The 26,385-nt window shown below is 37.1% G+C and carries 26 protein-coding genes and 1 tRNA gene; 23 read left to right on the top strand and 4 right to left on the bottom strand.

Annotated features, from left to right (window positions below; genetic code table 11):
• The first annotated feature begins 22 nt into the window (after positions 1 to 22).
• The gene (locus tag DES39_RS05445) at positions 23 to 715 is read left to right on the top strand and encodes a DUF2461 domain-containing protein (RefSeq protein WP_121144716.1); all 693 of its coding nucleotides are present in this window, start codon (positions 23 to 25) and stop codon (positions 713 to 715) included.
• Between the two features lie 37 nt (positions 716 to 752).
• On the opposite strand, the gene DES39_RS05440 is transcribed toward DES39_RS05445, so the two are convergent.
• The 4 genes from DES39_RS05440 to DES39_RS05425 form a co-directional block, all read right to left on the bottom strand.
• On the bottom strand, positions 753 to 1,415 hold the full coding sequence (locus DES39_RS05440) for a MarC family NAAT transporter (protein ID WP_121144715.1): 663 nt from the start codon (positions 1,413 to 1,415) through the stop codon (positions 753 to 755).
• A gap of 155 nt (positions 1,416 to 1,570) precedes the next feature.
• Positions 1,571 to 2,068 carry a single-stranded DNA-binding protein gene (locus tag DES39_RS05435; protein ID WP_121144714.1) on the bottom strand — a complete coding sequence of 166 codons (498 nt, stop codon included), beginning with the start codon at positions 2,066 to 2,068 and terminating at the stop codon, positions 1,571 to 1,573.
• 165 nt (positions 2,069 to 2,233) lie between these two features.
• Complete coding sequence (gene ubiG / locus DES39_RS05430; RefSeq protein WP_121144713.1) at positions 2,234 to 2,944, bottom strand: bifunctional 2-polyprenyl-6-hydroxyphenol methylase/3-demethylubiquinol 3-O-methyltransferase UbiG; 711 nt, start codon at positions 2,942 to 2,944, stop codon at positions 2,234 to 2,236.
• 10 nt (positions 2,945 to 2,954) lie between these two features.
• The gene (locus tag DES39_RS05425; protein WP_121144712.1) at positions 2,955 to 3,566 is read right to left on the bottom strand and encodes an NUDIX hydrolase; all 612 of its coding nucleotides are present in this window, start codon (positions 3,564 to 3,566) and stop codon (positions 2,955 to 2,957) included.
• A 140-nt stretch (positions 3,567 to 3,706) separates the two neighbouring features.
• On the opposite strand from DES39_RS05425, the gene DES39_RS05420 reads away from it, so the two are divergent.
• From DES39_RS05420 to DES39_RS05315, 22 genes are all read left to right on the top strand, one after another.
• A complete protein-coding gene (locus DES39_RS05420; RefSeq protein ID WP_170143348.1) occupies positions 3,707 to 6,205 on the top strand; it encodes a class I adenylate cyclase in 2,499 nt (832 codons plus the stop codon).
• 220 nt (positions 6,206 to 6,425) lie between these two features.
• Entirely contained in the window at positions 6,426 to 6,998 is a 573-nt protein-coding gene (gene rpoE, locus DES39_RS05415) for an RNA polymerase sigma factor RpoE (RefSeq protein ID WP_121144710.1), read from the top strand.
• Between the two features lie 41 nt (positions 6,999 to 7,039).
• Entirely contained in the window at positions 7,040 to 7,594 is a 555-nt protein-coding gene (locus DES39_RS05410) for an RseA family anti-sigma factor (RefSeq protein ID WP_170143347.1), read from the top strand.
• Between the two features lie 17 nt (positions 7,595 to 7,611).
• Entirely contained in the window at positions 7,612 to 8,628 is a 1,017-nt protein-coding gene (locus DES39_RS05405; RefSeq protein WP_170143346.1) for a MucB/RseB C-terminal domain-containing protein, read from the top strand.
• 110 nt (positions 8,629 to 8,738) lie between these two features.
• Positions 8,739 to 10,535: a translation elongation factor 4 gene (gene lepA / locus DES39_RS05400; protein ID WP_121144707.1), complete on the top strand. Its 1,797-nt coding sequence runs from the start codon at positions 8,739 to 8,741 to the stop codon at positions 10,533 to 10,535.
• A gap of 22 nt (positions 10,536 to 10,557) precedes the next feature.
• Positions 10,558 to 11,553, top strand: coding sequence for a signal peptidase I (gene lepB, locus DES39_RS05395; protein ID WP_121144706.1), 996 nt, complete (start codon positions 10,558 to 10,560; stop codon positions 11,551 to 11,553).
• 113 nt (positions 11,554 to 11,666) lie between these two features.
• Entirely contained in the window at positions 11,667 to 12,368 is a 702-nt protein-coding gene (rnc, locus tag DES39_RS05390) for a ribonuclease III (protein ID WP_211324624.1), read from the top strand.
• Entirely contained in the window at positions 12,368 to 13,288 is a 921-nt protein-coding gene (era, locus tag DES39_RS05385; protein WP_121144704.1) for a GTPase Era, read from the top strand. Before rnc ends, era begins: the two co-directional genes overlap by 1 nt.
• 93 nt (positions 13,289 to 13,381) lie before the next feature.
• Positions 13,382 to 13,810, top strand: coding sequence for a universal stress protein (locus tag DES39_RS05380; RefSeq protein WP_121144703.1), 429 nt, complete (start codon positions 13,382 to 13,384; stop codon positions 13,808 to 13,810).
• Positions 13,811 to 14,203: 393 nt separating this feature from the next.
• Positions 14,204 to 14,614: a tol-pal system-associated acyl-CoA thioesterase gene (gene ybgC, locus DES39_RS05375; RefSeq protein WP_121144702.1), complete on the top strand. Its 411-nt coding sequence runs from the start codon at positions 14,204 to 14,206 to the stop codon at positions 14,612 to 14,614.
• Positions 14,611 to 15,282, top strand: coding sequence for a protein TolQ (tolQ, locus tag DES39_RS05370; RefSeq protein WP_147405423.1), 672 nt, complete (start codon positions 14,611 to 14,613; stop codon positions 15,280 to 15,282). The genes ybgC and tolQ overlap by 4 nt, the downstream gene beginning before the upstream one ends.
• A complete protein-coding gene (gene tolR, locus DES39_RS05365; protein WP_121144700.1) occupies positions 15,282 to 15,707 on the top strand; it encodes a colicin uptake protein TolR in 426 nt (141 codons plus the stop codon). The genes tolQ and tolR overlap by 1 nt, the downstream gene beginning before the upstream one ends.
• A 112-nt stretch (positions 15,708 to 15,819) precedes the next feature.
• On the top strand, positions 15,820 to 16,869 hold the full coding sequence (tolA, locus tag DES39_RS05360; RefSeq protein ID WP_170143345.1) for a cell envelope integrity protein TolA: 1,050 nt from the start codon (positions 15,820 to 15,822) through the stop codon (positions 16,867 to 16,869).
• A 106-nt stretch (positions 16,870 to 16,975) separates the two neighbouring features.
• On the top strand, positions 16,976 to 18,274 hold the full coding sequence (gene tolB, locus DES39_RS05355) for a Tol-Pal system beta propeller repeat protein TolB (protein ID WP_121144698.1): 1,299 nt from the start codon (positions 16,976 to 16,978) through the stop codon (positions 18,272 to 18,274).
• A 157-nt stretch (positions 18,275 to 18,431) separates the two neighbouring features.
• Positions 18,432 to 18,911 (top strand): peptidoglycan-associated lipoprotein Pal, encoded by a 480-nt coding sequence (gene pal / locus DES39_RS05350; protein ID WP_121144697.1) that lies wholly within the window; start codon positions 18,432 to 18,434, stop codon positions 18,909 to 18,911.
• 119 nt (positions 18,912 to 19,030) lie between these two features.
• A complete protein-coding gene (gene ybgF / locus DES39_RS05345) occupies positions 19,031 to 19,714 on the top strand; it encodes a tol-pal system protein YbgF (RefSeq protein ID WP_121144696.1) in 684 nt (227 codons plus the stop codon).
• A gap of 94 nt (positions 19,715 to 19,808) precedes the next feature.
• Positions 19,809 to 19,884 (top strand) — tRNA-Lys (locus DES39_RS05340).
• A 216-nt stretch (positions 19,885 to 20,100) separates the two neighbouring features.
• Complete coding sequence (gene cra, locus DES39_RS05335; RefSeq protein WP_121144695.1) at positions 20,101 to 21,135, top strand: catabolite repressor/activator; 1,035 nt, start codon at positions 20,101 to 20,103, stop codon at positions 21,133 to 21,135.
• 149 nt (positions 21,136 to 21,284) lie between these two features.
• The gene (fruB, locus tag DES39_RS05330; protein WP_121144694.1) at positions 21,285 to 22,475 is read left to right on the top strand and encodes a fused PTS fructose transporter subunit IIA/HPr protein; all 1,191 of its coding nucleotides are present in this window, start codon (positions 21,285 to 21,287) and stop codon (positions 22,473 to 22,475) included.
• Positions 22,475 to 23,410, top strand: coding sequence for a 1-phosphofructokinase (gene fruK, locus DES39_RS05325; protein ID WP_121144693.1), 936 nt, complete (start codon positions 22,475 to 22,477; stop codon positions 23,408 to 23,410). The genes fruB and fruK overlap by 1 nt, the downstream gene beginning before the upstream one ends.
• Positions 23,411 to 23,418: 8 nt before the next feature.
• Positions 23,419 to 25,125: a PTS fructose transporter subunit IIBC gene (gene fruA, locus DES39_RS05320; protein ID WP_121144692.1), complete on the top strand. Its 1,707-nt coding sequence runs from the start codon at positions 23,419 to 23,421 to the stop codon at positions 25,123 to 25,125.
• A 266-nt stretch (positions 25,126 to 25,391) separates the two neighbouring features.
• Entirely contained in the window at positions 25,392 to 26,375 is a 984-nt protein-coding gene (locus DES39_RS05315; protein WP_121144802.1) for a sulfate ABC transporter substrate-binding protein, read from the top strand.
• Positions 26,376 to 26,385: the final 10 nt, after the last annotated feature.

Below are 26,385 nucleotides of genomic sequence, written 5' to 3'. Positions count from 1 at the left end.
GAAGATAAAATAGAGGCTAGCTATGAGTCAATTTATGGGATTTTCCCAGCAAGGTTTGAATTTTTTAGACAATGTTATGATTAACAATAGTCGAGAATGGTTTGCTGAAAATCGGGCGATTTATGATAATGAACTCGTTAAACCTTTTCGGATGTTAGTTGAACAGCTGAGTCCTGAGATGTTAAAGATTGATAAGTGGTTTGAAACACGGCCAGCAATCGGTAAAACGATTGCTCGCATCAATCGAGATACGCGTTTTTCTAATAATAAATCGTTATATCGTAACCGTTTATGGTTAACATTTAAGCGCCCAAGCCAGGATTGGAAAGCATCACCAGTCTACTTCTTTGAAATTGCGCCAGATAGTTATCGCTATGGTTTGGGCTATTATTGTGTGCCAAAGCAAACAATGGATATTTTCAGAAGTGAGATTAATCAAGATCCAGAAAAATTTTTACACATGATTCGTTGTGTGAAAAAACCATTTGAACTTGTTGGTGATAGTTATAAGCGGCCATTAGTTAAAGAGCAGCCCGAGCAAATTGCCACTTGGTATAATCGTAAAGATTTTGCGGTTATGGCAAGTAGTACAAAAATTGAAGATCTTTTTAGCCCAGATTTGGTTGGTAAACTACGTAAAGGGTTCAAGCAACTAGTTCCCCTGTATGACTATCTTATGCGCGTTGAAATGATCAAAACGATCCCAACGCTTTAGCTGTTTATAATTACCTGTTAAACCACTTAATGGGTGATTATAAACTTGGGTTAGCGTGAACTAATTCCGTTATACCATTGATGACAAATTGTGTACCCATACAAACCAGTAAAAATCCCATTATTCGTGATGTTGCTTCAATACCGCTTTTACCAATTAATCTCATAATATTACCGGCACTGCGCATAAATCCCCATAAAATCATGCAAAGTAATAAGGGAACTAAAATCGATGCCGTATAAATGACCCAAGTCGAGACATCATATCCTCCACTTTGAACGGTCGAAGCCATGCTAATTATCATAGCGATAGTCCCAGGTCCAGCGGTACTTGGCATCGCTAATGGTACAAACGCGATATTATTTGATGGTTCTTTCTTTTTGGCATCTGCTTCAGGGGTTTTATGAATAGGCTGCTGTGGAAATAGCATTCGAAAGCCGATAAACGCAACAATCATACCGCCTGCAATTCTCAATCCGGGAATCGAGATACCAAATGTTTTCATCACAATTTGTCCACAATAAAAGGAAACAACCATGATAATAAACACATATATACAAGTCATTTTTGACTGATAGTTTCGCTCATCATTGGTCATGTCACCAGACAAACCCAATAATAGTGCGACTGTTGTTAATGGATTGGTTAAGGGAATAAACATTAGTAAACCAAAACCGACAACTTGGATTAATTCAATCATTGTTTATTATGCCCTATATTTTTATCATCATCATTTTATGACAGAGAGTGATTATTAAAGTAACTAACCGTTTTTTAAGCTTAATTATAACAATAAGTCATAAAAAAACCTGTGTTTTTACAGGCTTTTTTTCTTATCAATCCGAATCAATAGCATTAGAACGGTATATCATCATCAAAATCCATCGGTGGTTCATTATTCATTTGTGGCTGTTGTGCTGGCGCTTGTCGTGCTGCCGGCGCAGATGATTTATTATTGCTGCTTTGCCCCCAATTTTGTTGTGGTGCATCATCAGCGCTATTATTGCGGCCACCAAGAATCTGTAATGTGCCACCAATATTAACAACAACTTCTGTTGTATATTTGTCTTGACCAGATTGATCTTGCCATTTACGTGTTTGTAGTTGTCCTTCGATATAAACCTGCGATCCTTTTTTAAGATATTCACCAGCAATTTCAGCAAGTTTGCCAAAAATGACGACACGATGCCACTCAGTTCGATCTTTTTGCTCACCGGTTTGTTTATCTTTCCACGTTTCGGAAGTAGCTATACTGATGTTAGCAACAGCGCCACCATTAGGTAAATAACGGACTTCAGGATCTTGCCCTAAATTACCGACTAAAATAACTTTGTTTATTCCCCGACTTGCCATTGATATTACTCCTAAACGTTATTGACTTCTTTCATAAATAAATTAATTATGCATTGTAACATGAGCTTAACTCAAGATAATAGTTTTTCTTCGCGTGTTATTTTTTGTGCGATCAAACAGCTAAAATAGACCATACATTAAGTAATTTAACATGAGTAAAAGTGTTTATTCACTTATTTTTGTTGCCATTAAAATATAGTTAACGTCGATATTGTTACCTAATTTAAATTTATTTTTCAACAAATGATATTCCATACCGATTACATCTTGAGTACGTAAACCAGCTTGTTCGACAAAATCCATTAATTCTGATGGTCGGATAAAGCGATTAAAATCGTGTGTGCCTTTTGGCACTAATCTTGCAATATATTCAGCGCCATAAATCAGCAATAGTTTAGCTTTATGATTACGATTGATGGTGGATAAAAATAACTTTCCACCAGGTTTTAATAATTTTGCGCAGGCATGGATGACAGACTCTGGTTCAGGGACGTGCTCTAATAGTTCCATACACGTGATAATATCATATTGTATTGGCGATTGACTGGCATAATCTTCAATTGTTGATTGAATATAATTGATGTTTAAACCATTTTGCTGCGCGTGTTTTTTTGCCACCTCAAGTGATGCTTGTGCTAAATCAAGGCCGGTTACATTTGCATTTAGCCTCGCTAAGCTTTCCGACAAAATACCACCACCACATCCAACATCAAGCAAATTTTTACCAACTAAATTCTCGTCGCAGTGTTGTTCAATATAATCAAGCCGTAGGGGATTGATTATATGTAGTGGTTTACATTTACCGTTTGGATCCCACCACTCCTTTGCAAGCTGAGAGAATTTTTCAATTTCATTTACATCAATATTTTTTGACATTGTCTTTCCTTTAACTATTTATTGTGTGTAAAAATAGCTGAATAATGTGTGCCGTTAAACCCCAAATGACGAAGTTTTGATAATGATAAACATAAATATCATGTTGTGAACGTTTTTGCCAGTCTTTCGCTTGGTTAGGCAGTAGTTCAAACGGGAAGTCGGTTGCTGGTTTATGAGCAACCTCCATAGCCGTTTTACGTGGTGGATTTTTGATAAACCACTCAAGAGGGACTGTAAAGGTTTGAGCAACTTCATCTTTATTCAGCCTAAATTGTTGGCAGGTGAGCTCACCAACAACCGGGTAGATTTCAAAGCCAACGGCTGAGATAAAAGCCGGGAGTTGACCATAGATTTTAATTTTTTCAGCAGGGAGTCCCAACTCTTCAATCATTTCTCGTATCGCAGTGTCTATTGCCGAATGATCCCGAGCTTCCATTTTACCACCTGGTAAACAGATATCGCCAGGTTGCCATCTGAGTGTTGCGGCTCTAACTTCAAACAGTATATTTAATCGATCATACTCATCTCTGATAAGGGGAATAAATACCGCTGCTTTATGTGAAAAATCGTCTGATTTTATTTGATTTTTAATCTGATTAAAGATCTGCGCTGTTGTAATCATTTTTCGTGTTTTATCTTAAGATGTTTCCGTTAAATTTAATTGGTTTGGCAAATATCTTTACGCCAATAAAATAACATGCTAGATTGCGATAATATTATAAAAATATGCACTTAGTCGTATTTTTAATTCTTAGATGCATTATGCTAGATTATCTTAACCAAATAAAGAACACTTTAGATATGCTCGCAGTTGTTAAAAAAAAGCGAGCGCTTGATGCTATGCCTGAATCATTTCAGGACGTGTTTTTGCTGTTGCCTATTTTATTCCATTATCATCACCCCAAATTACCCGGCTATACCGATCGGTGTGTTCCGCAGGGCATTACCTTTTATCATCCTTGTGATGATATACTTGAAAAAGTGACTCATGACTTTGGCTATGTACCCGAAGTATTAGACGAGTCTGTATGTAAAATTTCTGCACTTTATTCCATGGGTAGCACCTGTACATTGGGACAGTCAATTCATTCAGACTTAGATATTTGGGTGTGCGTTGAACACAGTTTAACGGCTGATGAGCGGTTGTTTTTGGCTCAAAAATGTCATTTAATTGAGGCATGGGCGCTAAGCAAAGGCGTAAGACTAACGCTGTTTATTGTTGATGCAGATCGTTTTAAAGATAAACATCACGAGTGTTTAATGGGCGAGAATTGTGGTTCAGCCCAACATATGTTATTGCTCGAGGAATTTTATCGCAGTGCTAATCATCTGGCGGGAAAATTACTACTTTGGTATGCGATTCCTTCTAATTTCATTATTAATGGTAAACAATATACTTCATATGATGAGTGCATTTCTGCTTTAGTTGAAGCTAAAGCGATACAGCGTTCACAATGGATTGATTTCGGTTCGCTGATAAATTTATCTGCCCAAGAGTATTTTGGCGCCAGTTTATGGCAACTTTATAAAAGTATTGATTCGCCATTTAAGTCGGTATTGAAAAATCTGCTTCTTGAAGCATATTCTTGGGAGTATCCAGATAATCAAGTTGTTGCTTATCAAGTTAAATCCTCAATTCAACACTATGATATGCGTTTTAGCTACCTCGATTCCTATTATATGATGTTGGAGAAAGTCACACGTTATTTAATCGAAATTGGCGATACTGTCAGGTTGGATTTAGTGCGAGAATGTTTTTATTTAAAGGTTAATGAAAAACTATCGCAACCGGTAGACTCTTCCTCTTGGCGCCGCTTATTATTAATGGAATTAGTCAATAGTTGGGGATGGAATGATAGTTATATTAAAGCACTCGATCGCTGTGAAATGTGGAAAATTGAAAAAGTTAGAGATGTCAATGAGTTATTATTACAGACTATGATGGCTGGCTATCGTAATTTATTGAATTTCGGTCGCCGCAATAATCTTGATTCCTTAATGAGTCCGCAGGATTTAGCGATATTAACTCGCAAATTATATGCGGCGTATGAAGTTTTGCCCGGAAAAGTCACGGTGATTAATCCTAATATTCCAGGAGACTTAGCTGAAGATAACTTGACGTTTATTTATGTCAAAAATGATCGGGTTAATCGTATCGGCTGGTATGTGTATAAGCAGAAGCCAACGTTAGATTCCATCATTGGTCATCAGTATTTAGAATATAGTCATTCGTTAGTCAAACTCGTTGCTTGGTGTTATTTTAATCATCTTATTTCTGCAAAAACACATTTTTTTTATCGTGATGGTCTTGATCACGACGCAACAAAACTACGTCAACTTGTGGCTGACTTACAATCTTACTTTCCAATTAGTGTTCCAACTGCGACAGAAGAAGCCTTATCAGGGCCATGTGAAATTAGGCAACTTGCGATTATGGTTAATTTGAAAGATGAAGTGAGTGCAGATCTTGACATTCTTAATTCATATCATCAAATCTTTGATGTTAATGTATTTAATTATGGCGAAAAAGAGCTGAGTTTGGTCCAATCAATTAATTTATTGTATCGTAATTCTTGGAATGAAATTAGAGTTTTAAATTTTGAAGGACCATCATGCGTATTAGATGCAACGAAAACATTATTGAATCGTATGCACAAAGATGCCGATTTACCCAGCCCTATTAAAATATTTTGTTACAGTAAATACTTACAAAATGAGATCTTACAACAAATGCAAAAACTCATGGATCGTTGTATTGATTTACGATTAACAACAAGCTTAAATAACGTTAAGCAGTTTATGCCACTACGCATAAATGGTTCATCGTGGTATCTTTTTTTTGAGCGATTTGGTGTCTCCGCGCATCAATTTGATAATACGGTCGATTTTTATGGCGCGTTATCAAATCACAAAATTCATGGCAGCGCGTTAAACGTATGGAATACCAGTAATGAATTACCGAAAGAGATTGATAGCTTTGCATGTGAAGGTATTATTCAATTTTTCTTTGAAAATAAACTATCTGGGTTTGATCTGTATATTTTAAATGAAAATAATCAAGCTGAAATTTATCGTAATTGCAATGGTAATGTGCAAAATATGATTCGTGATGTAAATAGCTTCTATGCTTTATCTGACGATCGCTTTACTTTTGCAACAAGTTTATCGGTCAATTTTAATCTTCCTCAATTTTATCAAATTTTTTATGATGAGAATGGTGAGAGGAAGATCGCACCTTTCAATATATCTTCGCACAACTAACTAAAACGAGCTGAATATTATAATAAAATATCTATGTAATGAGTCATAGAATAATTATTATGGCACTGATACACCGGCAGTGGAAAATAAAAAATATTTTTAATAGATCTCTTTATTATAATTCTATTAAAATGTTGGGAACTTTTTTGATTTTATGAACTCTAATATACCGTATGCACATTTTGGGTCATAGGGGATAACAGATGAGGAATGGCCTTAAATGGGAGAACAAGTAACCGATCAAGTATTGGTTGACCGAGTGCTTGCAGGCAATAAAAATGCATTCAACTTATTGGTAACACGTTATCAAAATAGGTTGGCGCATTTAGTATCTCGTTATGTATCATCGTCAGAGATCCCCGACGTTGTACAAGAGACTTTTATTAAAGCGTATCGTTCGTTAAGCTCTTTTAAAGGTGAAAGTGTATTTTATACTTGGTTGTATCGAATTGCAGTCAATACCGCGAAAAACTATTTGATTGCACAAGGTAGAAGACCACCATCTTCAGATATTGATGCTTCAGAAGCTGAAGCTTATGAAGGTTCTGATTTGTTAAGGGATATTGATAATCCAGAGAGCTTAATATTATCAGATGAAATAAAACGCGTTGTCTTTACCGCTATCGAATCGTTGCCGGAAGATTTAAAAACGGCAATTACACTACGAGAAATCGATGGTTTGAGTTATGAGGAAATCGCTGAAATAATGAGTACACCAATTGGCACGGTTCGTTCGCGTATATTTAGAGCCCGTGAAGTGATTGATGAGAAGTTAAAACCGTTATTAGGCTAGGGTAAGCAGACATTTTAACCAATATGATTAAAAGGCAAATTATGTTAAGAGAGCAAAAAGAACAACTTTCATCATTTATTGACGGTGAACAATATGATGTAGAGTTTGTTGATGCTGTAGCACAAGATCAGGACTTACAGCAGTGCTGGCAGCGTTATCATATTGTCCGAGATGTGATGCAAAATAAGTTAAATGATGGCGTTTTGACACTGAATATTGTAGATAAAATTGCTGATGCAATTGCATTAGATGATCTCTATGACCAAGCTCATATTGCTGTGTTTGAACCAGCAAGACAAAATAATCTTCTTTGGATTAAAATTAAAGATGTTGTTGGTAAACTTAGTCAAGTTGGATTAGCGGCTTGTGTCACTTTAGCTATTATAGCAGGAGTGCAATATCAACAGGATTCATCGAATGACATTTCGGTATTAAATACAATGCCTGTTGGAGTGAGTGTTGCACCTGTTGGCGGGATGCCAAGTCATGCAAATAATGATCAATCAACATCAGAACAAGTTGATCAGCAACAGTACAATAAAATACGTTTACTTGTACAAGATTATGAATTACAAAAACGTTTGAACGTTCAATAATGATCAATTAAATGATTATGAATTTATTTAAAATGGCGCTAGTCAATTTATGTACAAAGCAACTTAAGATTATTTTAACGATTTTGTCTTTATTCTTATGTTGTTCTGTTTTCGCTACAACCAAGGATAAAGTGCCTGTTACTAATGCGGCGTTAACCGATGATTCGGTTATTGCTATTTTAAATAATATGCAACATGCAGTATTAAATACTGACTATCAGATCTATTTTGTACTGGGAGATAATAATGATTATGCTACGACATTTCAGTATACCTATATGACTGCAAATAAGCAGAATTATGCCCAATTGCTTTATTTAGAAGGTGCAGCAAAAGAGATTATTTTACATAATAATACAGTCAGTTATTTTCAGCCGGAAAGTGTCTCTTTCTCGTTTCCGGCAAGCCGTATTTTAGAAGCTTTTCCGGATGTTATTTATAATGATTTCAAAAAATTAAGTAAATACTATGATTTTATTTTATTAGGTAAAGCCAGAACAGCGGATGAGGATTGTCAGCTTATCCGTATCATTCCTAAAGACAAAGATCGATATAATTATGTAATTTGGATAGATGATAAGAGTCATTTACCACTTCGTATTGATTTATTGGATTTTAATTCAAAGATAATTAAACAAATGAAAGTGCTCGATATTAATTTTGCTTTTGATAAAACAGCCTTTAAAAAGGATATCGAGCAGCGTAACTATCCAATTTTCTTTCCACTTGATAAAGAGGAAAGTGCATTAGATAGTTGGTCGGTTAAATGGTTACCAGCAGGCTTTGAAGAAAGTGCTTCATATAACATCAACTATGAGAAATCAACGATAGATACTCGGCTTTTTTCAGATGGAATATTTTCATTTAGCGTCAATGTTTCTGCGCCCGCTTCGTTAGATAAAAAAGCGATTGCCTCAATACAAAGTGACAGAACCGTTTACTCTGCTAATATCGATAATAAAAACGTGGTTATTATCGGTAATATACCACTTGAAACAATAGAACGGATTGCTCACAGTATAAAAAGTAAATGAGCATAATAAAAATGGCTCATGTAATGCTATGCTTAAGTCCGATTAATGTGTAGAATGCTTGGCTAATTTAAAGCATCTATTAACTGACAAAGATTAACAAAATAATTGATATGAATAAAAATATCCGAAATTTTTCAATTATTGCCCATATTGATCATGGCAAATCAACGTTATCCGATCGAATTATCCAAATTTGTGGCGGATTATCCGATCGCGAAATGGAAGCTCAAGTTCTTGATTCAATGGATCTTGAACGTGAAAGGGGCATAACTATTAAAGCGCAAAGCGTGACGTTAGATTATCATGCAAAAGACGGTCAAACTTATCAACTTAATTTTATCGATACGCCAGGTCATGTTGACTTCTCGTACGAAGTTTCACGTTCACTTGCAGCGTGTGAAGGGGCATTATTAGTAGTCGATGCAGGGCAAGGGGTAGAGGCGCAAACACTTGCCAATTGCTATACTGCAATCGATATGAATTTAGAAGTTGTGCCAATACTTAATAAAATTGATTTACCAGCTGCTGAGCCCGAGCGCGTCGCACAAGAGATCGAAGACATTGTCGGCATTGATGCATCAGATGCTGTGCGCTGTTCTGCGAAAACGGGTGTTGGTGTGGTTGATGTACTTGAACGATTAGTTCGAGATATTCCCGCGCCAGAAGGAGATAGTTCTGCTGCGTTACAAGCGTTAATTATCGACTCTTGGTTTGATAATTACTTAGGTGTTGTTTCATTAATTCGGGTCAAAAACGGTCAGTTGCGTAAAGGCGATAAAATTAAAGTCATGAGTACAGGTATGACTTATAATGTCGATCGTTTAGGGATTTTTACGCCGAAACAAATTGATAAAGAGATCCTAGCATGTGGTGAAGTTGGCTGGGTAGTGTGTGCAATAAAAGATATTCTGGGCGCCCCGGTTGGTGATACATTAACACTTTCTCGTAATCCAGCTGAAAAAGCGTTGCCAGGTTTTAAACGTGTTAAACCACAGGTTTATGCGGGATTATTCCCAACAAGTTCTGATGATTATGAAGCTTTTCGTGATGCATTAGGTAAGTTGAGCTTGAATGATGCCTCCTTGTTTTATGAGCCAGAAAGCTCAAGCGCGCTAGGATTTGGTTTCCGTTGTGGTTTCTTGGGGCTGCTGCATATGGAGATCATTCAAGAGCGTTTAGAACGAGAGTACGATCTTGATCTTATTACAACCGCGCCGACAGTTGTTTATGAAGTATTAACTACCTCAAACGAAACACTGTATATTGATAGCCCATCGAAACTACCTGCGATCAATAATATTGCCGAGTTAAGAGAGCCAATAGCTGAATGTCATATTTTAGTGCCACAAACATACCTAGGTAATGTTATCACGCTTTGCGTTGAGAAACGCGGTGCACAGACTAATATGGTTTATCATGGTAATCAAGTTGCATTAACGTATGAGATTCCAATGGCAGAAGTGGTGTTAGACTTTTTCGATAAATTAAAGTCAACCTCTAAAGGTTACGCTTCTTTGGATTATAGCTTTAAGCACTTTCAAGCGTCAGATATGGTCCGTGTCGATGTATTAATTAACGCTGAACGCGTTGATGCGTTAGCTTTAATTATTCATCGCTCAAGCGCGCAATATCGTGGACGAGAATTAGTTGAGAAAATGAAAGAGTTTATTCCTCGTCAGCAATTTGATATCGCTATACAAGCTGCGATTGGAAATCATATTATTGCTCGTTCAACTGTTAAACAGTTAAGGAAAAACGTATTAGCAAAATGCTATGGTGGCGATGTTAGTCGTAAGAAAAAATTGCTACAGAAGCAAAAAGAAGGTAAAAAACGGATGAAACAAGTTGGTAATGTTGAATTGCCACAAGAAGCGTTTCTAGCTATTTTACATGTAGGTAAAGAGTAATTAATTAAAACGAGGAAGTACAATGGCTGGAATGTTTGCTATTATCTTAACATTGGCAACTTTTTTTACCGGAATTTTATGGTTTTTAGAGAAGTTTAAATGGAAACCTGCAAGACAACGCAAAGTTGAAGATGTGAGAAAACAGACTGATGGTAAAATTGATGGCAAAATTTTAGCCGAAGTCGGTAGTCCTAAAAAATGGGTTGATTCATTAGCGTCTTTCTTCCCGGTTTTATTTGTTGTTTTTGTTATCCGCTCGTTTATTGTTGAGCCATTTCAAATACCATCAGGTTCAATGATGCCGACTTTACTCGTTGGTGATTTTATTGCAGTTCAAAAATATGCCTACGGTATAAAAGATCCGATTACTAACGCTACAGTGATTCCAACAGGTCATCCTAAGCGTGGTGATATTGCGGTATTTAAAAACCCACTCAATACAAGCATTGATTTTGTCAAACGTGTAGTTGGTGTACCGGGTGATAAAATAGTGTATCAACCCGACACTAAAGAACTGTTTATTTATCCTGCTTGCGAAACTCAAGATACGATGTGTAAGGGGCAACAATCGCAGCCGTTAAACCTTAAATATACCGATGTTACGCCAAGTGAATGGGTTGAAGTGCTCAGTCAGGCTGGTACTAATTTTTATACTGAACAACAGTACAGTGGATTAAATTTGCCAAAAAATAACTCTCAACTAGCCTTTTCTTTAAATAAAAGAAATGAAACACTTGGTGAACAAACTCATGATATTTTGCTATTACCTATGCAGATTCATGATTTAAACGATTTTTATAAACAGTCTGGACAAAAACTGGGTGAATGGATTGTGCCTCATGGCTACTATTTTATGATGGGTGATAATCGTGATAATAGTGATGATAGCCGTTTTTGGGGATTTGTCCCTGAGAAAAATTTTGTTGGTAAGGTTTCTGCAATTTGGATGAGTTTTGAAAAGCAGCCAAATGAGTGGCCAAGTAGCATTCGTTTTAACCGAATTGGTAGTGTTCACTAATTGGGAATAATTTATTTAATAAATTGTATGCCCTTTATAAGCGCCGTTTTTGGCGCTATTTTTTATAAAAATAATGGGTATAAGGAAAAATACTTTGTGTTGTAGAAATAATTATGAGTCGAGAAGTAATGAAAGCAAATGAACAACGTTTGGAAAAATTACAACAATCAATTGGTTATAGGTTTAATGATATTAATCTCTTATCAAAAGCACTGACACATCGTAGTGCCGATAAGTCACACAATGAGCGATTAGAGTATCTTGGTGACTCTATTTTAAGTTTTGTCATTGCCGAAGCTTTATTTAATCAATTCCCTTTTGTTGACGAGGGGGATCTTAGCCAGATGCGTTCAACACTTGTTTGTGGTGAGATGCTTGCTGTTATAGGCCAAGACTTCGGTATTGGTGATTGCTTAATTTTAGGGCAAGGTGAGCTTAAAAGTGGTGGGCATCGACGGGATTCTATCATATCAGATGCGCTTGAGGCGATTATTGGGGCAATTTATTTAGACAGCTGTATTAATACGATTAAACAACTCATCTTAACATGGTATCAATCTCGTTTAAAAACGATTGAACCAGGGATAAAACAAAAGGATGCTAAAACGCGTTTGCAAGAGTATTTGCAAGGTATTCATCAAGCACGTCCAGTTTATTTAATTGTTGAAGTTATTGGCAGTGATCATGAGCAAGAATTTGTTATTCAATGCAAACTCGACAATGATGATAATCGATATATGGGTCGAGGGGTTAATCGACGTAAAGCAGAACAAGCAGCCGCTCAAACTGCAATAGATAATTTAGGTATCAAATGATGGATCAAAGTATAGATAATGACAATATACCACATTGCGGTTTTGTCGCTATTGTTGGACGTCCCAATGTGGGTAAATCGACGCTACTCAATGAGTTATTAGGTCAGAAAGTTTCAATTACCTCTCGCAAAGCACAAACTACGCGTCATCGTATCTTAGGAATAGATACACAAGATAATGATCAAATTATTTATATTGATACGCCAGGGCTTCATATTGAAGAGAAACGTGCAATTAATCGATTAATGAACCGAGCAGCAAGTAGCTCAATTGGGCATGTCGAATTAATCTTATTTGTCGTTGAAGGAACACATTGGACCGATGATGATGAAATGGTCGTGAATAAATTACAAGATGTTAAATGCCCAGTAATATTGGTCATCAATAAAATTGATAATGTACAAGATAAATCAAAACTATTGCCACATATTCAACTCATAAGCCAGAAAGTTAATTTTAAGGATGTTATTCCAATTAGTGCTGAAAAAGGCGAAGGTATTGATATTATTAGATCACTTGTTAAGCATAATTTACCTGAAGGCCAACATCATTTTCCTGAAGATTACATCACTGATCGTTCACAGCGTTTTATGGCATCAGAAATAATTCGTGAAAAATTGATGCGTTTTTTAGGCGATGAATTACCTTATTCAGTCACCGTTGAAATAGAGCAATTCAAAGTTGATGAAAAAACGGGGATGTATCGTATTAATGGTTTAATTCTTGTTGAACGTGATGGTCAAAAGAAAATGGTGATTGGTAATAAGGGCGAGAAAATTAAGCAAATTGGTATTGAAGCTCGTAAAGATATGCAGGAATTTTTTCAGACTAAGGTTCATTTAGAACTCTGGGTTAAAGTTAAAGCTGGTTGGGCTGATGATGAGCGAGCACTACGTAGCTTAGGTTACGGTGAGGACTAAATTAAGATTTATCATGGCTTGCTTATTGATAAGCTTGTAATGTCGGCGATATACTAATCATATCTATTTAATAATCGAAGATGGAGGAGTGCTATGTATCAATCTATTTTAGTTCCAGTAGATATTGTTGAAAAGGATCTGACTAAAAAAGTACTTCCGCATGTTGAGTATTTGGCTAAATTAGCGAATGCTAAAGTTAAGTTTTTTCATTCATTACCTGTTGCATCTGCAATTGTTAATGCTTATTCATTTGGTTTCGATGAATTTAAAGATAAGGCAACTGTTCAAGCCGAAAAATGGTTAATTGAATTAATTCAATCGATTGATTTACCTAAAGAAAATTTATCTTATGCGATTGCTTTTGGTAATCCTAGGGATGAAATACTCACGATGGCCAATGAGTTACAACCTGATTTAATTATTCTTGGTTCTCGTCGGCCAAATATTTCAACCCATTTACTTGGTTCAAACGCCTCAGGTGTTGTACGACATGCTAAAACAGCAGTATTAGTCATTCGATAATAAATCATTTATGTTGTGTTAGCTGTTTTTTGAATATCCTATCGATGCGGCTTCTAATTGCATCATAGGATTTAATTATGCTTGGATTGTTTTATTTGTACCGAATTCCATCTTCAATTTCAACGAATTGTAATAAAGCCGTTTTAGCTCATTTGCATATTTATTATAAATAATGGCAAAATAGGCTTTGTGATAATGATAATTGTTTTTATTTGCGTGCTGTTATATCATAAGCAGAAGCGATCAATTGAATAAGAAATATCGTATCAATTAGTCACAATAATGTTATTACATTTTTATTTTGGATTGATAACTATCAAATTGTGTTGTATAACCTATTATTTCATTACAAGCTAATTGGTATATAATACAATGCGGGAAGGAGTATTTTTTATGCAGAATTTTGATTGGCCAATTAGAGTCTATTATGAAGATACAGATGCGGGCGGGGTTGTTTATCATGCGCGTTATTTAGCATTCTATGAACGTGCAAGGACTGAAATACTTAGACAGCTTGGTATTAGTCAGCAATCCCTACTTTCGCAGCATAATATAGCATTTGTTGTAAAAAAAATGAGTATCGACTATGTATATCCGGCTCGTTTAGATGATTTACTCATTGTCTGTAGTCAAATTGATAACATCAAGCGCGCATCTTTATTGTTTAAACAAAAAATTATTGATCAAAGTGGGCGTTTATATAGCGAAGCCGAAGTTGTCATTGCTTGTGTGGATCTTAATAAAAAGAAACCTTGTGTATTCCCAGCGTTTTTTATTTCGGAGTTTTATAAGTGGAAAATATGAATATTGTTGATTTGTTTTTTGGAGCAAGTCTGTTAGTTCAATGTATAATGTTATTATTACTCGGTTTTTCAGTGATGTCTTGGGCTGTCATATTCCAGCGTAGTCGCATTTTGAATAAAGCGAAAAAGCAAATCACACATTTTGACGAAAAGTTCTGGTCGGCAGATGAACTGAATTCACTTTATAATGAAACGCAAAAAAACAAAGACAATATAACCGGCACTGAACATATCTTTTATGCAGGTTTTAAAGAGTTTTCTCGTTTGTTTCAAATAAATCCTAATATGCCAGAAGCGGCACTTGATGGTGCCTCTCGCGCAATGCGCTTGTCAATGAATCGCGAACTTGATTCATTAGAACAAAACATTCCATTCTTGGGCACTGTAGGTTCAATTAGTCCTTATATTGGTTTATTCGGGACAGTATGGGGTATTATGCATGCCTTTATTGCATTAGGTGCAGTAAAACAAGCAACATTACAAATGGTTGCGCCGGGTATTGCCGAAGCATTAATCGCAACAGCCATCGGTCTTTTTGCGGCGATTCCAGCTGTTATGGCATTTAATCGCTTAACATTACAAGTGACTCGTATTGAACAAAACTTTTTAAATTTTATCGACGAGTTCTCGGCTATTTTACAACGTCAAGCTGTTGCAGTTAGGAAATAATGTCTATGAGTCGTAAAACGCGTTATTCTACGAAATCTGAAATTAATATTGTGCCTTTATTAGATGTATTATTGGTGTTAGTATTGATTTTTATGGCAACAGCGCCGATCATTAGTCAAAGTGTCGAAGTTGATTTACCACAAGCTACTGATTCACAAACTGTAGCTTCATCCGATAGTAAACCAACGATTATCGAGGTTTCGGATGTTGGTGTTTATACCTTGATAATTGATCAAGACAGACAGACTGGCTTGCTAAAAGATCAAGTGGTTGCTAATGTGAAGCAACAATTAGCCATGAACGATAAAGCAGTATTTCTTGTAGGGGGGGCTAAAACGGTGCCTTATGAAGAAATTATTAATGCACTCAATTTGTTAAAAACAGCTGGGGTGAAATCGGTAGGATTAATGACGCAGCCAATGTAACATTAGTTTGTACTCATTTTACTACTCAATAGTACAAAATATATTATAATCATTGTAATGATGTTTCATCATTACTGAGACAATGTCGAACACAATTTGGTCACAATGTACTATGCCAAAAAACACAAATTCAAAGTTTAGTTTTGCGCTAATCACCTCCATCTTATTACATGTAATACTTATTGCTGTGCTAAGTTATAGTGCATGGCAATCTGTTTCATTATCGGAAAATAACCCGCAAGGCGAATCGATTGATGCAATTATGATCGATACTAATATCATATCTGAGCAGTATCAACGCCAATTACAACATCAACTTGATAGCAAACAAGTTAAACAGCAGCAGCAAGCGCAAATTGAAAAACAAGCGCAAGTTTTGCAGCAAAATCAACTTGCCGAACAACAGCGCTTGAAAGAATTAGAAAAACAGCGATTATTGGCAGTTGAAAAGCAGCAGCAAGAGCAAGATGCCATAGCTAATGCACTGGCCGAGAAGCAAAAGATTCAGCAAGATGCTGAAAAAGCGAGGGCTCAGCTTGAAGAACAGCAAAAACAGGCATTAATTGCAAAACAAAAAGCCGATGATGAGGCTAAATTACGCGCCGAGAAAGAACGTCAAGATAAGCAGCGTATTGAAAGTGAGCGACAAAAAGCAGAACAAGAAAAACAACAAGCACTTGCTGAAGCTGAAAAAGCTAAGCAAGAAGCTGAAAAGCAAAAACAGATTCTAGAGCAAGAGCGTTTAAAAGTAGAAAAAAATAAGCAAGAAAAATTGAGAATTGCGCAAGAAGCTAAGCAGAAAGCACAAGAAGAGCTGCAACGACAACAAGCGGTTAATGATCTTCTGGGTGGATTAACATCAAGCGTACCTAAATCACAGCAGGGTGTATCAAATGGTGAACTTGACCAATTTAAATCACAAATTCATAATGCGATTAGTAATAAATTTATCAATCCAAAGCTTTATAACGGAAAAAATTGTGTGTTGAAAATTCAGTTAGCATCAGATGGTTTTTTGATCAATGTTACGGCTCAAGAAGGGGATGGTGCACTTTGTCGTGAAGCGATTTCAGCGACGAAATTGGCTAAGTTCCCTAAACCTAAAAATGATGAAATTTATCAAAAAGTTAAAAATCTAACAATCGATTTTAGTCCAAAATAATGATGCAAATTAAAACGTTATATACTTGCATTATTAAAGGAGTATACTTGACAACATTGCCCTATGTCATTAGGGATATATGATAACTCTACGAAGGAAATTTATGATGAGACGATTTGCATATCGCTTTTTGCTCAGCTGTTGGATCTTGGTTTTTTCCGCAGCTTCCATTGCCGATATCCGGATTATTATCACTGATGGCGTTAATACCGCAAAACCTATTGCGGTTGTGCCATTCAAATGGAGCGGTAGTGGTGTGCCACCGCAAAAAATAGAAGAAATTATTGCATCAGATTTACGTAATAGTGGTAAATTTAATCCAATTGAAACTCGACAAATGCCTGGACTCCCAGAAACAGCATCTGCTGTTAAACCAAAAGAGTGGAGTGCTTTAGGTATTGATGCAGTGGTCATTGGGAGTATTCAACCTGATGCTTCTGGCAATTATTTAGTCACTTACCAACTCGTTGATACGGTGAATAATCCGGGGGCAATTTTAGCGCAAAATCAGTTTTCAGTTGCAGAGCGATGGGTGCGTTATGCTGGTCATACAGCAAGTGATGAGATATTTGAAGCCTTAACCGGTATTAAAGGGGCTTTTAGAACTCGTCTTGCCTACGTTGTTAAAATGAATAAAGGGCCTTATACTCATGAACTAAGAGTTTCTGACTATGATGGATATGGTGAGATTACCGTACACCGTTCTGCTCAGCCTTTAATGTCGCCAACTTGGTCACCAGATGGTAAAAAATTAGCTTATGTGACGTTTGAAAGTGGCAAATCCGCATTAGTGATGAAGACGTTAGAAACCGGTAAAATTGAAACAATTGCCGATTTCCCTCAGCATAATGGCGCACCATCGTTCTCTCCTGATGGATCAAAACTGGCATTCGCTTTATCAAAAGATGGAAATCTAAATCTGTATGTTATGGATTTAGCAACTAAATCAATTAAACAGCTGACCTTTGGGCGTAGTAATAATACTGAACCGACATGGATGCCGGATAATAAAACTTTAGTTTATACCTCAGATCAGACTGGGCGACCTCAGCTATATACTGTGACTATTGATGCGTCAATGCCAAAACGTTTAACTTGGGATGGCGATCAGAATCAAAATGCAGAGGTTTCAGCTGATGGTAGTTTTATTGCGTTGATTTCAACGAATAATGGCGATCAAAAAGTTACTAAATTTGACTTAGCATCGAATACTTATCAAACATTAACAGATACCTTTTTGGATGAAACACCAAGCATTTCGCCAAATGGTACGATGATTATTTATAGTTCAACGCAGGGACTGGGTACTATTTTAAATCTCGTATCAACGGATGGTAATTTTAAAGCTAAACTACCTGGTACTGATGGACAAGTAAAATTTCCTGCTTGGTCACCATATTTGTAACTTCATTTGCTAATGAGTAATTGTAATCGACTTATTAGCAAACAATAGTATTTTTAAGTTTATTTATTGGCGATTGTCGCAAGATAAAGACTAAAATTTTTGTAATTATAGATAGATAAATTGATTCAACACGATAAACAATGTAAAGGAGTAGCAAATGAAATTTTCAAAATTTATTAAAGGTGCAGTGATTATTCTACCACTAATTGCTGCTACTGCATGTACATCAACAAATAAAGATAATGATGGTTCATCATCATCATCTAATCTCTCAGGAAATTTGACTGAATCTCAACAACTTCAACAACTTCAAATGGTTAATACTGTTTACTTTGATTTTGATAAATATAATATCAAACCTGACTTTGTCCAATCTTTAGATTCTCATGCAGAATTTTTGCGTGCTCACCCGTCATTTAATGTTGTGATTGAAGGGCATGCTGATGAACGTGGTACGCCTGAGTATAATATTGCGTTAGGTGAACGCCGGGCTTCAGCAGTAAAAGCTTACTTACAAGGTCGCGGTGTATCAGCAACACAAATGTCAATTGTCTCTTATGGTAAAGAAAAACCAGCTGTATTAGGACATGACGCTAAAGCTTATGAAAAAAATCGTCGAGCAGTAATTGTATACTAATATCCTTGTTGTTTATCGCGATAGGAATATAACGACCGCATTATGCGGTCGTTATTGTTTGTATGAGCGTAACAATGATATACTAGGCTAATACATTGTTTTTTAGAAGGATTGTTTTAATGTGTAAAAAACTCATATGTTCATTGTTTCTCTTATTATCGTTCCACAGCTATGCAAGTTCTGAATTAGATCGTGCTGTTGAGGCCCAAGGGCAGTTATTAACCGATAACCAGCAAAAAATTACCGATTTGCAAGGTGAAGTGGATCAATTGCGTGGTCAATTGGAAGAAACAACTTATCAATTGAATCAAGTGATTGAACGACAAAAAATGATATTACAACAGCTTGACGGAAAATCGCAGAATAATACAACCGCAACGAGTAATACTGCACCATCAACTTTAGCAAATTGGTCTGCCACGGGTAATGATAAAGCTGACTATAATTTTATCATTCAATATGTACTCGATGGTAAACAATCTAAAGATGCGATTACTGCATTTCAGCAATATTTAAAAGATTACCCCAAATCATCTTATCGTGCGAATGTAAATTATTGGTTAGGGCAGTTGTGTTATGGACAAGGTAAACAAGATGATGCATCGTTTTATTACGCAACGGTTGTCAAAGATTTTCCTAAATCAGCAAAAGCAGCCGATAGTTTGTATAAAATAGGGGTTATTTTCTTGGATAAAGGCGACAAGGTTAAAGCAAAGGCTATCTTCCAACAAGTGCTTAGCCAATATCCTAATGATAAGAATGCCACCTCACTAGCAAACAGTAAACTTACGACAATAGGTTAATTTGTTTAAATAATCATCCATTGATTGAGTGTATTATAAAAAAGGGTTGCACGAATTGATAATTCGCATTAGTATGTAACCCGAAATTACCTGTGGGTCGTTAGCTCAGTCGGTAGAGCAGCGGACTTTTAATCCGTTGGTCGAAGGTTCGAATCCTTCACGACCCACCAATTTTCAAGATCACCTTAAGGTGATTTTTTTAGGCCTATATATTCTCATCTCTTATACGAATTCTGAATCACCTATATGAAATCCACGTATTTTATTATCAATATTCGTCACGTGCCTGATTATCTTATCAATTGATTCTAGATTGTTGCTTTATTTTAAACTTCGTTTTGTGATACATTTTTACTTCATTTATTTTCCTCATGGAATAGCTGTTAATGAAATTAGACGAAATAGCACAATTAGCAGGTGTTTCAAAAACGACAGCAAGTTATGTTATCAATGGTAAAGCCAAGCATCATAGAGTAAGTGACAAGACGATTGCCAAAGTAATGGAAATTGTTAAACAACATAATTTTCAGCCCAATGCGGTTGCAGCCGGACTTAGAGCGGGAAGAACTTATTCAATTGGCTTGATTATTCCTGATCTTGAAAATATCAGTTATACCCGAATTGCCAATCACCTTGAACATAAAGTTCGGCAAGCAGGGTATCAATTATTAATTTCTTGCTCCGAAGATGATCCTGAAATTGAGAAAAAGTGTATTTTGCATCTTAAGCAGCGCCATGCAGATGCGATTATTGTTTCATCATCATTTATTGCCGATCATTCGTTTTACCATAACTGGGAAAATACCAATATTCCGCTATTTGCTTTAGATCGGCCACTTGTGACAACCAAATTTCGTAATATTTTAGGTGCGGATAAAGATGATGCTAAAGAACTGGCTGTGGAATTTATTAAATTTGTCGATCAAGATATTGCCTATATTGGTGCACTACCCGATATGTTAATCAGCCGACAAAGAGAACAGGGATTTAAGCAAGGCACTGAAGGCAAAGGTAAAAATATTAACTACCTTTATGCCAAAGACTATACGCGAGATTCTGCTATTGAGCTGTTTTGGCAATGGTTAGATAATAACCCGGTGCCCCTCGCACTGTTTTCTACTTCATTTTCATTATTACAAGGCGTGATAGACGCCATTTTGAGTAAATATGGATCACTTCCTAAAGGCATGGTCATTGCGACATTTGGTGATAATGAACTATTGGATTTCTTGCCATGTAAAGTGATTAGTCTTGCACAGAATCATCAACAAATTGCAGAAGTGACGGTTGATACTCTGCTTTCAAGCCTAAATGATCAAAATACTTATCAACCAGGCCGCACTGAAATTAAGCGAAACCTTAATTATCGCGGTTTATTAAATCAACGGTATTGTGATCAAAGTTTGACAAAAAAAGTGTGATTGTTATCTCACTATCAATGATTAACTAGAAAAAAAAATTGCCAACAGTATTATTTATTTGCATTATAGCTGAAACGATTCAACAAATAGTGTATTCTTAATAATACTGATGTATTGAATCGAGTTTTACAGCCAAAAAAGAGGTATTTATGCTACAGCTAACAAAAGATGATATTTATCTTGATCAGCAAGCTGACAACAAACAAGATGCGATAAAAAAAGTAGCCAGCGCATTAACACAACGTGAATTTGTGCAAGAGGGTTATGTTGATGGAATGCTTGAGCGCGAATCTCAAGCGGCAACTTATTTAGGTAGTGGAATTGCAATTCCTCATGGTACTACCACAACGCGTCATCTAGTAAAAAAAACAGGCGTACAAGTTTTTTATTTTCCACAAGGTGTTGTTTGGGGAGATGATGGCGAGAAGGCTTATATTGCTATTGGTATCGCGGCGAGCTCTGACGAGCATCTAACATTATTGCGTCAGTTAACTCACGTGCTTGGTGATGAGGACGTTGAAGATCGCATCAAGCAAATCAAAACAAAAGAAGATATTATTGCATTGTTAACTGGACAAAGTTCTCAAGACGAAAATAATGCACTGATTTCAGATGATTTACTATTATTAGATATCCCTGCTGATAATATTGAAACACTACAAGCGCTTAATGCATCAAAACTAAAACGTGTTGGTGCAATTAATGCAAACTTTATCGCTAATTCACTTGACACAAAACCAAGTTACATTGGTCAAGGTGTATGGGTAAGTGATTGTAATGATGGCAATTTAAAAAATGCGATTGCGATTAGCCGTACTATTAGTAATATTCAAGCGTCTGGTAAAGATGTCAAAGTGCTCATTTCGATGTCGATTAAAAGTGATGCTGCAGATAGAGCCGTTGAGCGTTTAGCTGAACTTGCTTATCATCAACAGCTATCGCAATTGCATACCGCAAAAGATACACAAATTAGTCAACTGTTTACTAGCGATATTGCCATTAGTGATATTTTTGCAGCAGAAAATACTCAAGCACAACCCACTCAAGCCGATACGGCAGCGTTAACGGCTGAATTTATTGTGCTCAATCCACATGGTTTGCATACAAGACCCGCTTCAGTGCTGGTTAAAACTGTTAAACAATTTGATAGCGTTATCACTGTTGCTAATCTTGACGGTACGGGTAATGCGGTTAGCGCAACGAGTCTAATGAAAATTGTTGCCTTAGGTGCTAAAAAAGGCTGCCGTTTAAAATTTACTGCTGAAGGTAGCGATGCTCAAAAAGCACTTGATACAATCGGTCAAGCGATCAGTGATGGCTTAGGGGAAGGAACAGAATAATGGCCAATAGAATTGCGACATTTACGTTGAACCCGGCTTATGATTTAGTCGGGTTTTGCCCTTCCATTGAACTGGGTGATGTAAACTTAGTGAAAACCACTGGATTATTGCCAGCAGGTAAAGGAATTAATGTAGCGAAAGTACTTCATGACTTAGGTGATGAGTTGACGGTTGGTGGATTTTTAGGAGAGGATAATCGAGAAGAGTTTTCTGCGCTATTTACGCAATCTGCGATGACTGATAAGTTCCAAACCGTCGAAGGTAAAACACGTATTAATGTTAAAGTGACTGAGAAAAACAGTCAAGTTACCGATCTGAATTTTTCAGGTTTTTCGATTACAGCTGAGGATTGGCAGCAGTTTGTTAATGATTCACTGAGCTGGCTAGTTGATTTTGATATGGTGGTTATTAGCGGTAGTTTGCCAGAAGGTATTTCGCTTGATGATTTCACTGCGTGGATTGGAAAAATCAAGGTAATTTGCCCTAAGGTCATTTTTGATAGTAGCCGTAATGCTCTTGTTGCAGGGCTTAAAGCTAAGCCATGGCTAATTAAACCCAATGATAAAGAGTTAGAAATGCTTGTTGGTCGATCGTTACCAACTATGGATGATATCAAAGGTGCTGCGTTAGCACTGGTTGAACAAGGTATTGATAATGTCATTGTATCGTTAGGTAGCAAAGGTGCTTTATGGGTCACAAAACATGAGGCTTGGATTGCAAAGCCTCCTAAATGTGAAGTGGTTAGTACAGTGGGTGCTGGCGATTCGATGGTAGCGGGAATTGTCCATGCTTTACTTGCTAATTATTCAATTAAAGAAACCTTAATTTTTGCATCGGGAGTTGCTGCTTTAGCGGTTAGTCAACCAGGCGTTGGCGTGCCAGATAAAGCAAAATTGAATGCGATTCTTGAAAAAATAGATATTATGGCTGGATAGGAGACCCTATGAATATATATATTGTAAATGCTAAGCAAACAGGCCCCGTCAATGGCCGCTTAGCGAAAGCTGAACTGGTTTTAGCTGCAAAAGATCTCAATATGACAATTGTTGATAAAGCGGATTTAGCGGATGTATCGATTTTAATTGGTGAAGGCGGGAGCTGCGATAACGCGATTATTGGTAAAAAAGTTTATACCATTACGGATTTAGACGCACTTTTTGCATCGCCTAAAACAGTACTATCAGATGCGCAAACAAAAGCGGTCGCATACCAACAATCGGCAGCAGTTACTTCGGCACCAAATAATGGTATGAAACGAATTGTAGCAGTAACTGCTTGCCCAACTGGGGTTGCGCACACTTTTATGGCGGCAGAAGCAATTGAAGAAGAAGCGAAAAAACGTGGTTGGTGGTGTAAAGTTGAAACACGTGGATCGGTCGGCGTGGGTAATGAATTAACTGCTGAAGAAGTTGCATCGGCAGATATCGTTATTGCGGCTTGTGATATCGATGTCGATTTAAGTAAATTTGCAGGTAAACTGTTATATCGTACTAAAACGGGGCCTGCGTTAAAGAAAACAGCTCAAGAGTTTGATAAAGCTTTTGACGAAGCACAAGTTTATCAACCGACATCAACTGCTACGAAAATCTCTAGCGAAAAAGAGACTAAAGGTATATACCAACATCTGTTAACCGGTGTTTCATATATGTTACCGATGGTTGTTGCTGGTGGTTTAATTATTGCATTAGCCTTTGCTTTTGGTGAGTTTAAAGATGTCTTAGTCGATGGAGTATTAGTTAAACAATTAGTGGGTGAACCTCACCTAGCTCAAATTGGTGGGCTTGCGTTTTCACTAATGGTGCCGTTGCTTGCTGGTTATATCTCATATTCAATTGCAGACAGACCTGGACTTGCTCCTGGTTTAGTCGGTGGTGTGCTAGCTACTGCGATTGGTGCTGGGTTCTTAGGTGGGATTGCTGCGGGGTACTTTGCCGGTTATTTAGCACTATTATTGACGCGCTATATTCGATTACCACAAAGTATGGAAGCATTAAAACCAATTTTGATCATTCCATTATTAGCAACATTGATTACTGGTTTAGCCATGCAATTTGTTATCGGCGCACCTATTGCTTGGTTAATGGTAAAACTTACTGCATGGTTGAGCACAATGCAAACCTCTAATGCCATTATTCTTGGTGCGATCCTAGGCGGTATGATGTGTACCGATATGGGCGGGCCGATTAACAAAGTGGCTTATGCGTTTGGCGTTGGTTTGATCAGTGCTCACCAATACGCACCTATGGCTGCAGTTATGGCCGGTGGGATGGTACCACCATTAGCGATGAGTTTATCAACATTTATTGCTCGCAACAAATTTAGTAAAACTGAACGCGAAAGCGGTAAAGCGGCATTTGTACTTGGTTTGTGTTTTATTTCTGAAGGTGCAATTCCATTTGCGGCCCGCGATCCTCTACGTGTATTACCAAGCTGTATTATTGGCGGCGCGATCACTGGCGGAATGAGTTTAGCATTTGGTTCTCAGCTTATGACGCCTCACGGTGGATTGTTTGCTTTAGCTATTCCTGGTGTTGTAACACCGGTATTAGGCTACTTACTGTCTATTGTCGTTGGTTCTGTTATTGCTGGCGTGATTTATGCCATCATTAAACGACCAGAATCAAAAGCGGAATTAGCCGCAACCATCTAATGTTGTTTTTATTGTGTTTGCACAATGATTGAATGATAAAAAGCAAGGCTGTTGCCTTGCTTTTTTTATTTGCTAGATTTGCCTACCTTATTTGTTTTAATATCTGTTTTTGTTCTATCTAAATACAAAATAATTGGTTCCGTCTGACTGGCCTGTCTGTTGTAATCGTCTCATTAAGAATGATGTCGTGAGTATTATTCACGTCTTTAAAGGAGCAGATAATGACAGCCTTTATCAATATGATAGCCAATTATCGAAGCGTAACGATGTATATTATGTTACTAAATAGCATTTTTATTAGCACTGCGTGGTCTTCATCGCTGCTCAATGTTTCTTATGACCCAACGCGTGAACTGTATCAATCATATAATCCGGCTTTTATTCGATACTGGCAACAGCAAACCGGTAAAACATTAACAATTAAAAACTCACATTCCGGTTCAGGTAAGCAAGCGAGAGCAGTGATAGATGGCTTACAAGCCGATGTGATCACTTTAGCTTTAGCGGGCGATATCGACGCTTTAAACCGTTATCAACCCCTGATTGATAAAAATTGGCAAGCTAGATTACCCAATAATAGCACCCCTTATACGTCGACCATTGTGTTTGTCGTGCGTAAAGGTAATCCCAAACAGATCAAAGATTGGCATGATCTTGTGCGAGATGGAATCGAGGTCGTGACACCCAACCCCAAAACGTCAGGCGGTGCACGTTGGAATTTCTTGGCGGCATGGGCTTATGCTAAAGAAACATACGGTAGTGATGTAAAAGCCCGCCAATTTGTGACTGCTCTTTATCAACATGCGCCTGTTTTAGATACGGGGGCCCGTGGGGCAACGATTAGTTTTGTGCAGCGCGAGTTGGGTGATGTACTACTTGCTTGGGAAAATGAGGCGCATTTGGCGTTGGCCGAGCAGGGGGGGGAGGCGCTTGAGATCATTACGCCATCACTTTCTATTTTAGCCGAGCCACCGGTTGCGGTTGTTGATAAAGTGGTAGATGCAAAGGGTACTCGTAAGCAAGCCGAAGCTTATCTCAATTATTTATATAGTGATGATGCACAGCATCTTATTGCCAAAAATTTTTATCGTCCGAGTAATCCACAAATTTTAGCCCAATATGCCGAACAGTTTCCAGCGCTTAAATTAGTTACGATTGATGGCTATTTTCATGGCTGGCAGCAAGCACAGCAAACTTATTTTAATGATGGTGCGATGTTTGATCAAATCTTTGCTGAAATCACCCAATAATAGGCGTGAC

Origin of the sequence: Orbus hercynius (assembly GCF_003634275.1) — a bacterium.
Classification (GTDB): Bacteria; Pseudomonadota; Gammaproteobacteria; order Enterobacterales; family Orbaceae; genus Orbus; species Orbus hercynius.
Note: the sequence above shows the minus strand (reverse complement) of the source record. Positions and strands in the feature narration are given on the sequence as shown.

Bases quoted from the DNA above. Each gene is read 5' to 3' on its own strand.
- lepA (WP_121144707.1), top strand. From the start codon at position 8,739: ATGAATAAAAATATCCGAAATTTTTCAATTATTGCCCATATTGATCAT.
- DES39_RS05405 (WP_170143346.1), top strand. From the start codon at position 7,612: ATGAATTTATTTAAAATGGCGCTAGTCAATTTATGTACAAAGCAACTT.
- ybgC (WP_121144702.1), top strand. From the start codon at position 14,204: ATGCAGAATTTTGATTGGCCAATTAGAGTCTATTATGAAGATACAGAT.
- fruB (WP_121144694.1), top strand. From the start codon at position 21,285: ATGCTACAGCTAACAAAAGATGATATTTATCTTGATCAGCAAGCTGAC.
- DES39_RS05380 (WP_121144703.1), top strand. From the start codon at position 13,382: ATGTATCAATCTATTTTAGTTCCAGTAGATATTGTTGAAAAGGATCTG.
- rnc (WP_211324624.1), top strand. From the start codon at position 11,667: ATGAGTCGAGAAGTAATGAAAGCAAATGAACAACGTTTGGAAAAATTA.
- DES39_RS05420 (WP_170143348.1), top strand. From the start codon at position 3,707: ATGCTAGATTATCTTAACCAAATAAAGAACACTTTAGATATGCTCGCA.
- rpoE (WP_121144710.1), top strand. From the start codon at position 6,426: ATGGGAGAACAAGTAACCGATCAAGTATTGGTTGACCGAGTGCTTGCA.
- tolQ (WP_147405423.1), top strand. From the start codon at position 14,611: ATGAATATTGTTGATTTGTTTTTTGGAGCAAGTCTGTTAGTTCAATGT.
- tolA (WP_170143345.1), top strand. From the start codon at position 15,820: ATGCCAAAAAACACAAATTCAAAGTTTAGTTTTGCGCTAATCACCTCC.
- ybgF (WP_121144696.1), top strand. From the start codon at position 19,031: ATGTGTAAAAAACTCATATGTTCATTGTTTCTCTTATTATCGTTCCAC.
- DES39_RS05410 (WP_170143347.1), top strand. From the start codon at position 7,040: ATGTTAAGAGAGCAAAAAGAACAACTTTCATCATTTATTGACGGTGAA.
- cra (WP_121144695.1), top strand. From the start codon at position 20,101: ATGAAATTAGACGAAATAGCACAATTAGCAGGTGTTTCAAAAACGACA.
- fruA (WP_121144692.1), top strand. From the start codon at position 23,419: ATGAATATATATATTGTAAATGCTAAGCAAACAGGCCCCGTCAATGGC.
- era (WP_121144704.1), top strand. From the start codon at position 12,368: ATGGATCAAAGTATAGATAATGACAATATACCACATTGCGGTTTTGTC.
- lepB (WP_121144706.1), top strand. From the start codon at position 10,558: ATGGCTGGAATGTTTGCTATTATCTTAACATTGGCAACTTTTTTTACC.
- DES39_RS05440 (WP_121144715.1), bottom strand. From the start codon at position 1,415: ATGATTGAATTAATCCAAGTTGTCGGTTTTGGTTTACTAATGTTTATT.
- DES39_RS05435 (WP_121144714.1), bottom strand. From the start codon at position 2,068: ATGGCAAGTCGGGGAATAAACAAAGTTATTTTAGTCGGTAATTTAGGG.
- DES39_RS05315 (WP_121144802.1), top strand. From the start codon at position 25,392: ATGTATATTATGTTACTAAATAGCATTTTTATTAGCACTGCGTGGTCT.
- tolR (WP_121144700.1), top strand. From the start codon at position 15,282: ATGTCTATGAGTCGTAAAACGCGTTATTCTACGAAATCTGAAATTAAT.
- fruK (WP_121144693.1), top strand. From the start codon at position 22,475: ATGGCCAATAGAATTGCGACATTTACGTTGAACCCGGCTTATGATTTA.
- tolB (WP_121144698.1), top strand. From the start codon at position 16,976: ATGAGACGATTTGCATATCGCTTTTTGCTCAGCTGTTGGATCTTGGTT.
- DES39_RS05445 (WP_121144716.1), top strand. From the start codon at position 23: ATGAGTCAATTTATGGGATTTTCCCAGCAAGGTTTGAATTTTTTAGAC.
- DES39_RS05425 (WP_121144712.1), bottom strand. From the start codon at position 3,566: ATGATTACAACAGCGCAGATCTTTAATCAGATTAAAAATCAAATAAAA.
- ubiG (WP_121144713.1), bottom strand. From the start codon at position 2,944: ATGTCAAAAAATATTGATGTAAATGAAATTGAAAAATTCTCTCAGCTT.
- pal (WP_121144697.1), top strand. From the start codon at position 18,432: ATGAAATTTTCAAAATTTATTAAAGGTGCAGTGATTATTCTACCACTA.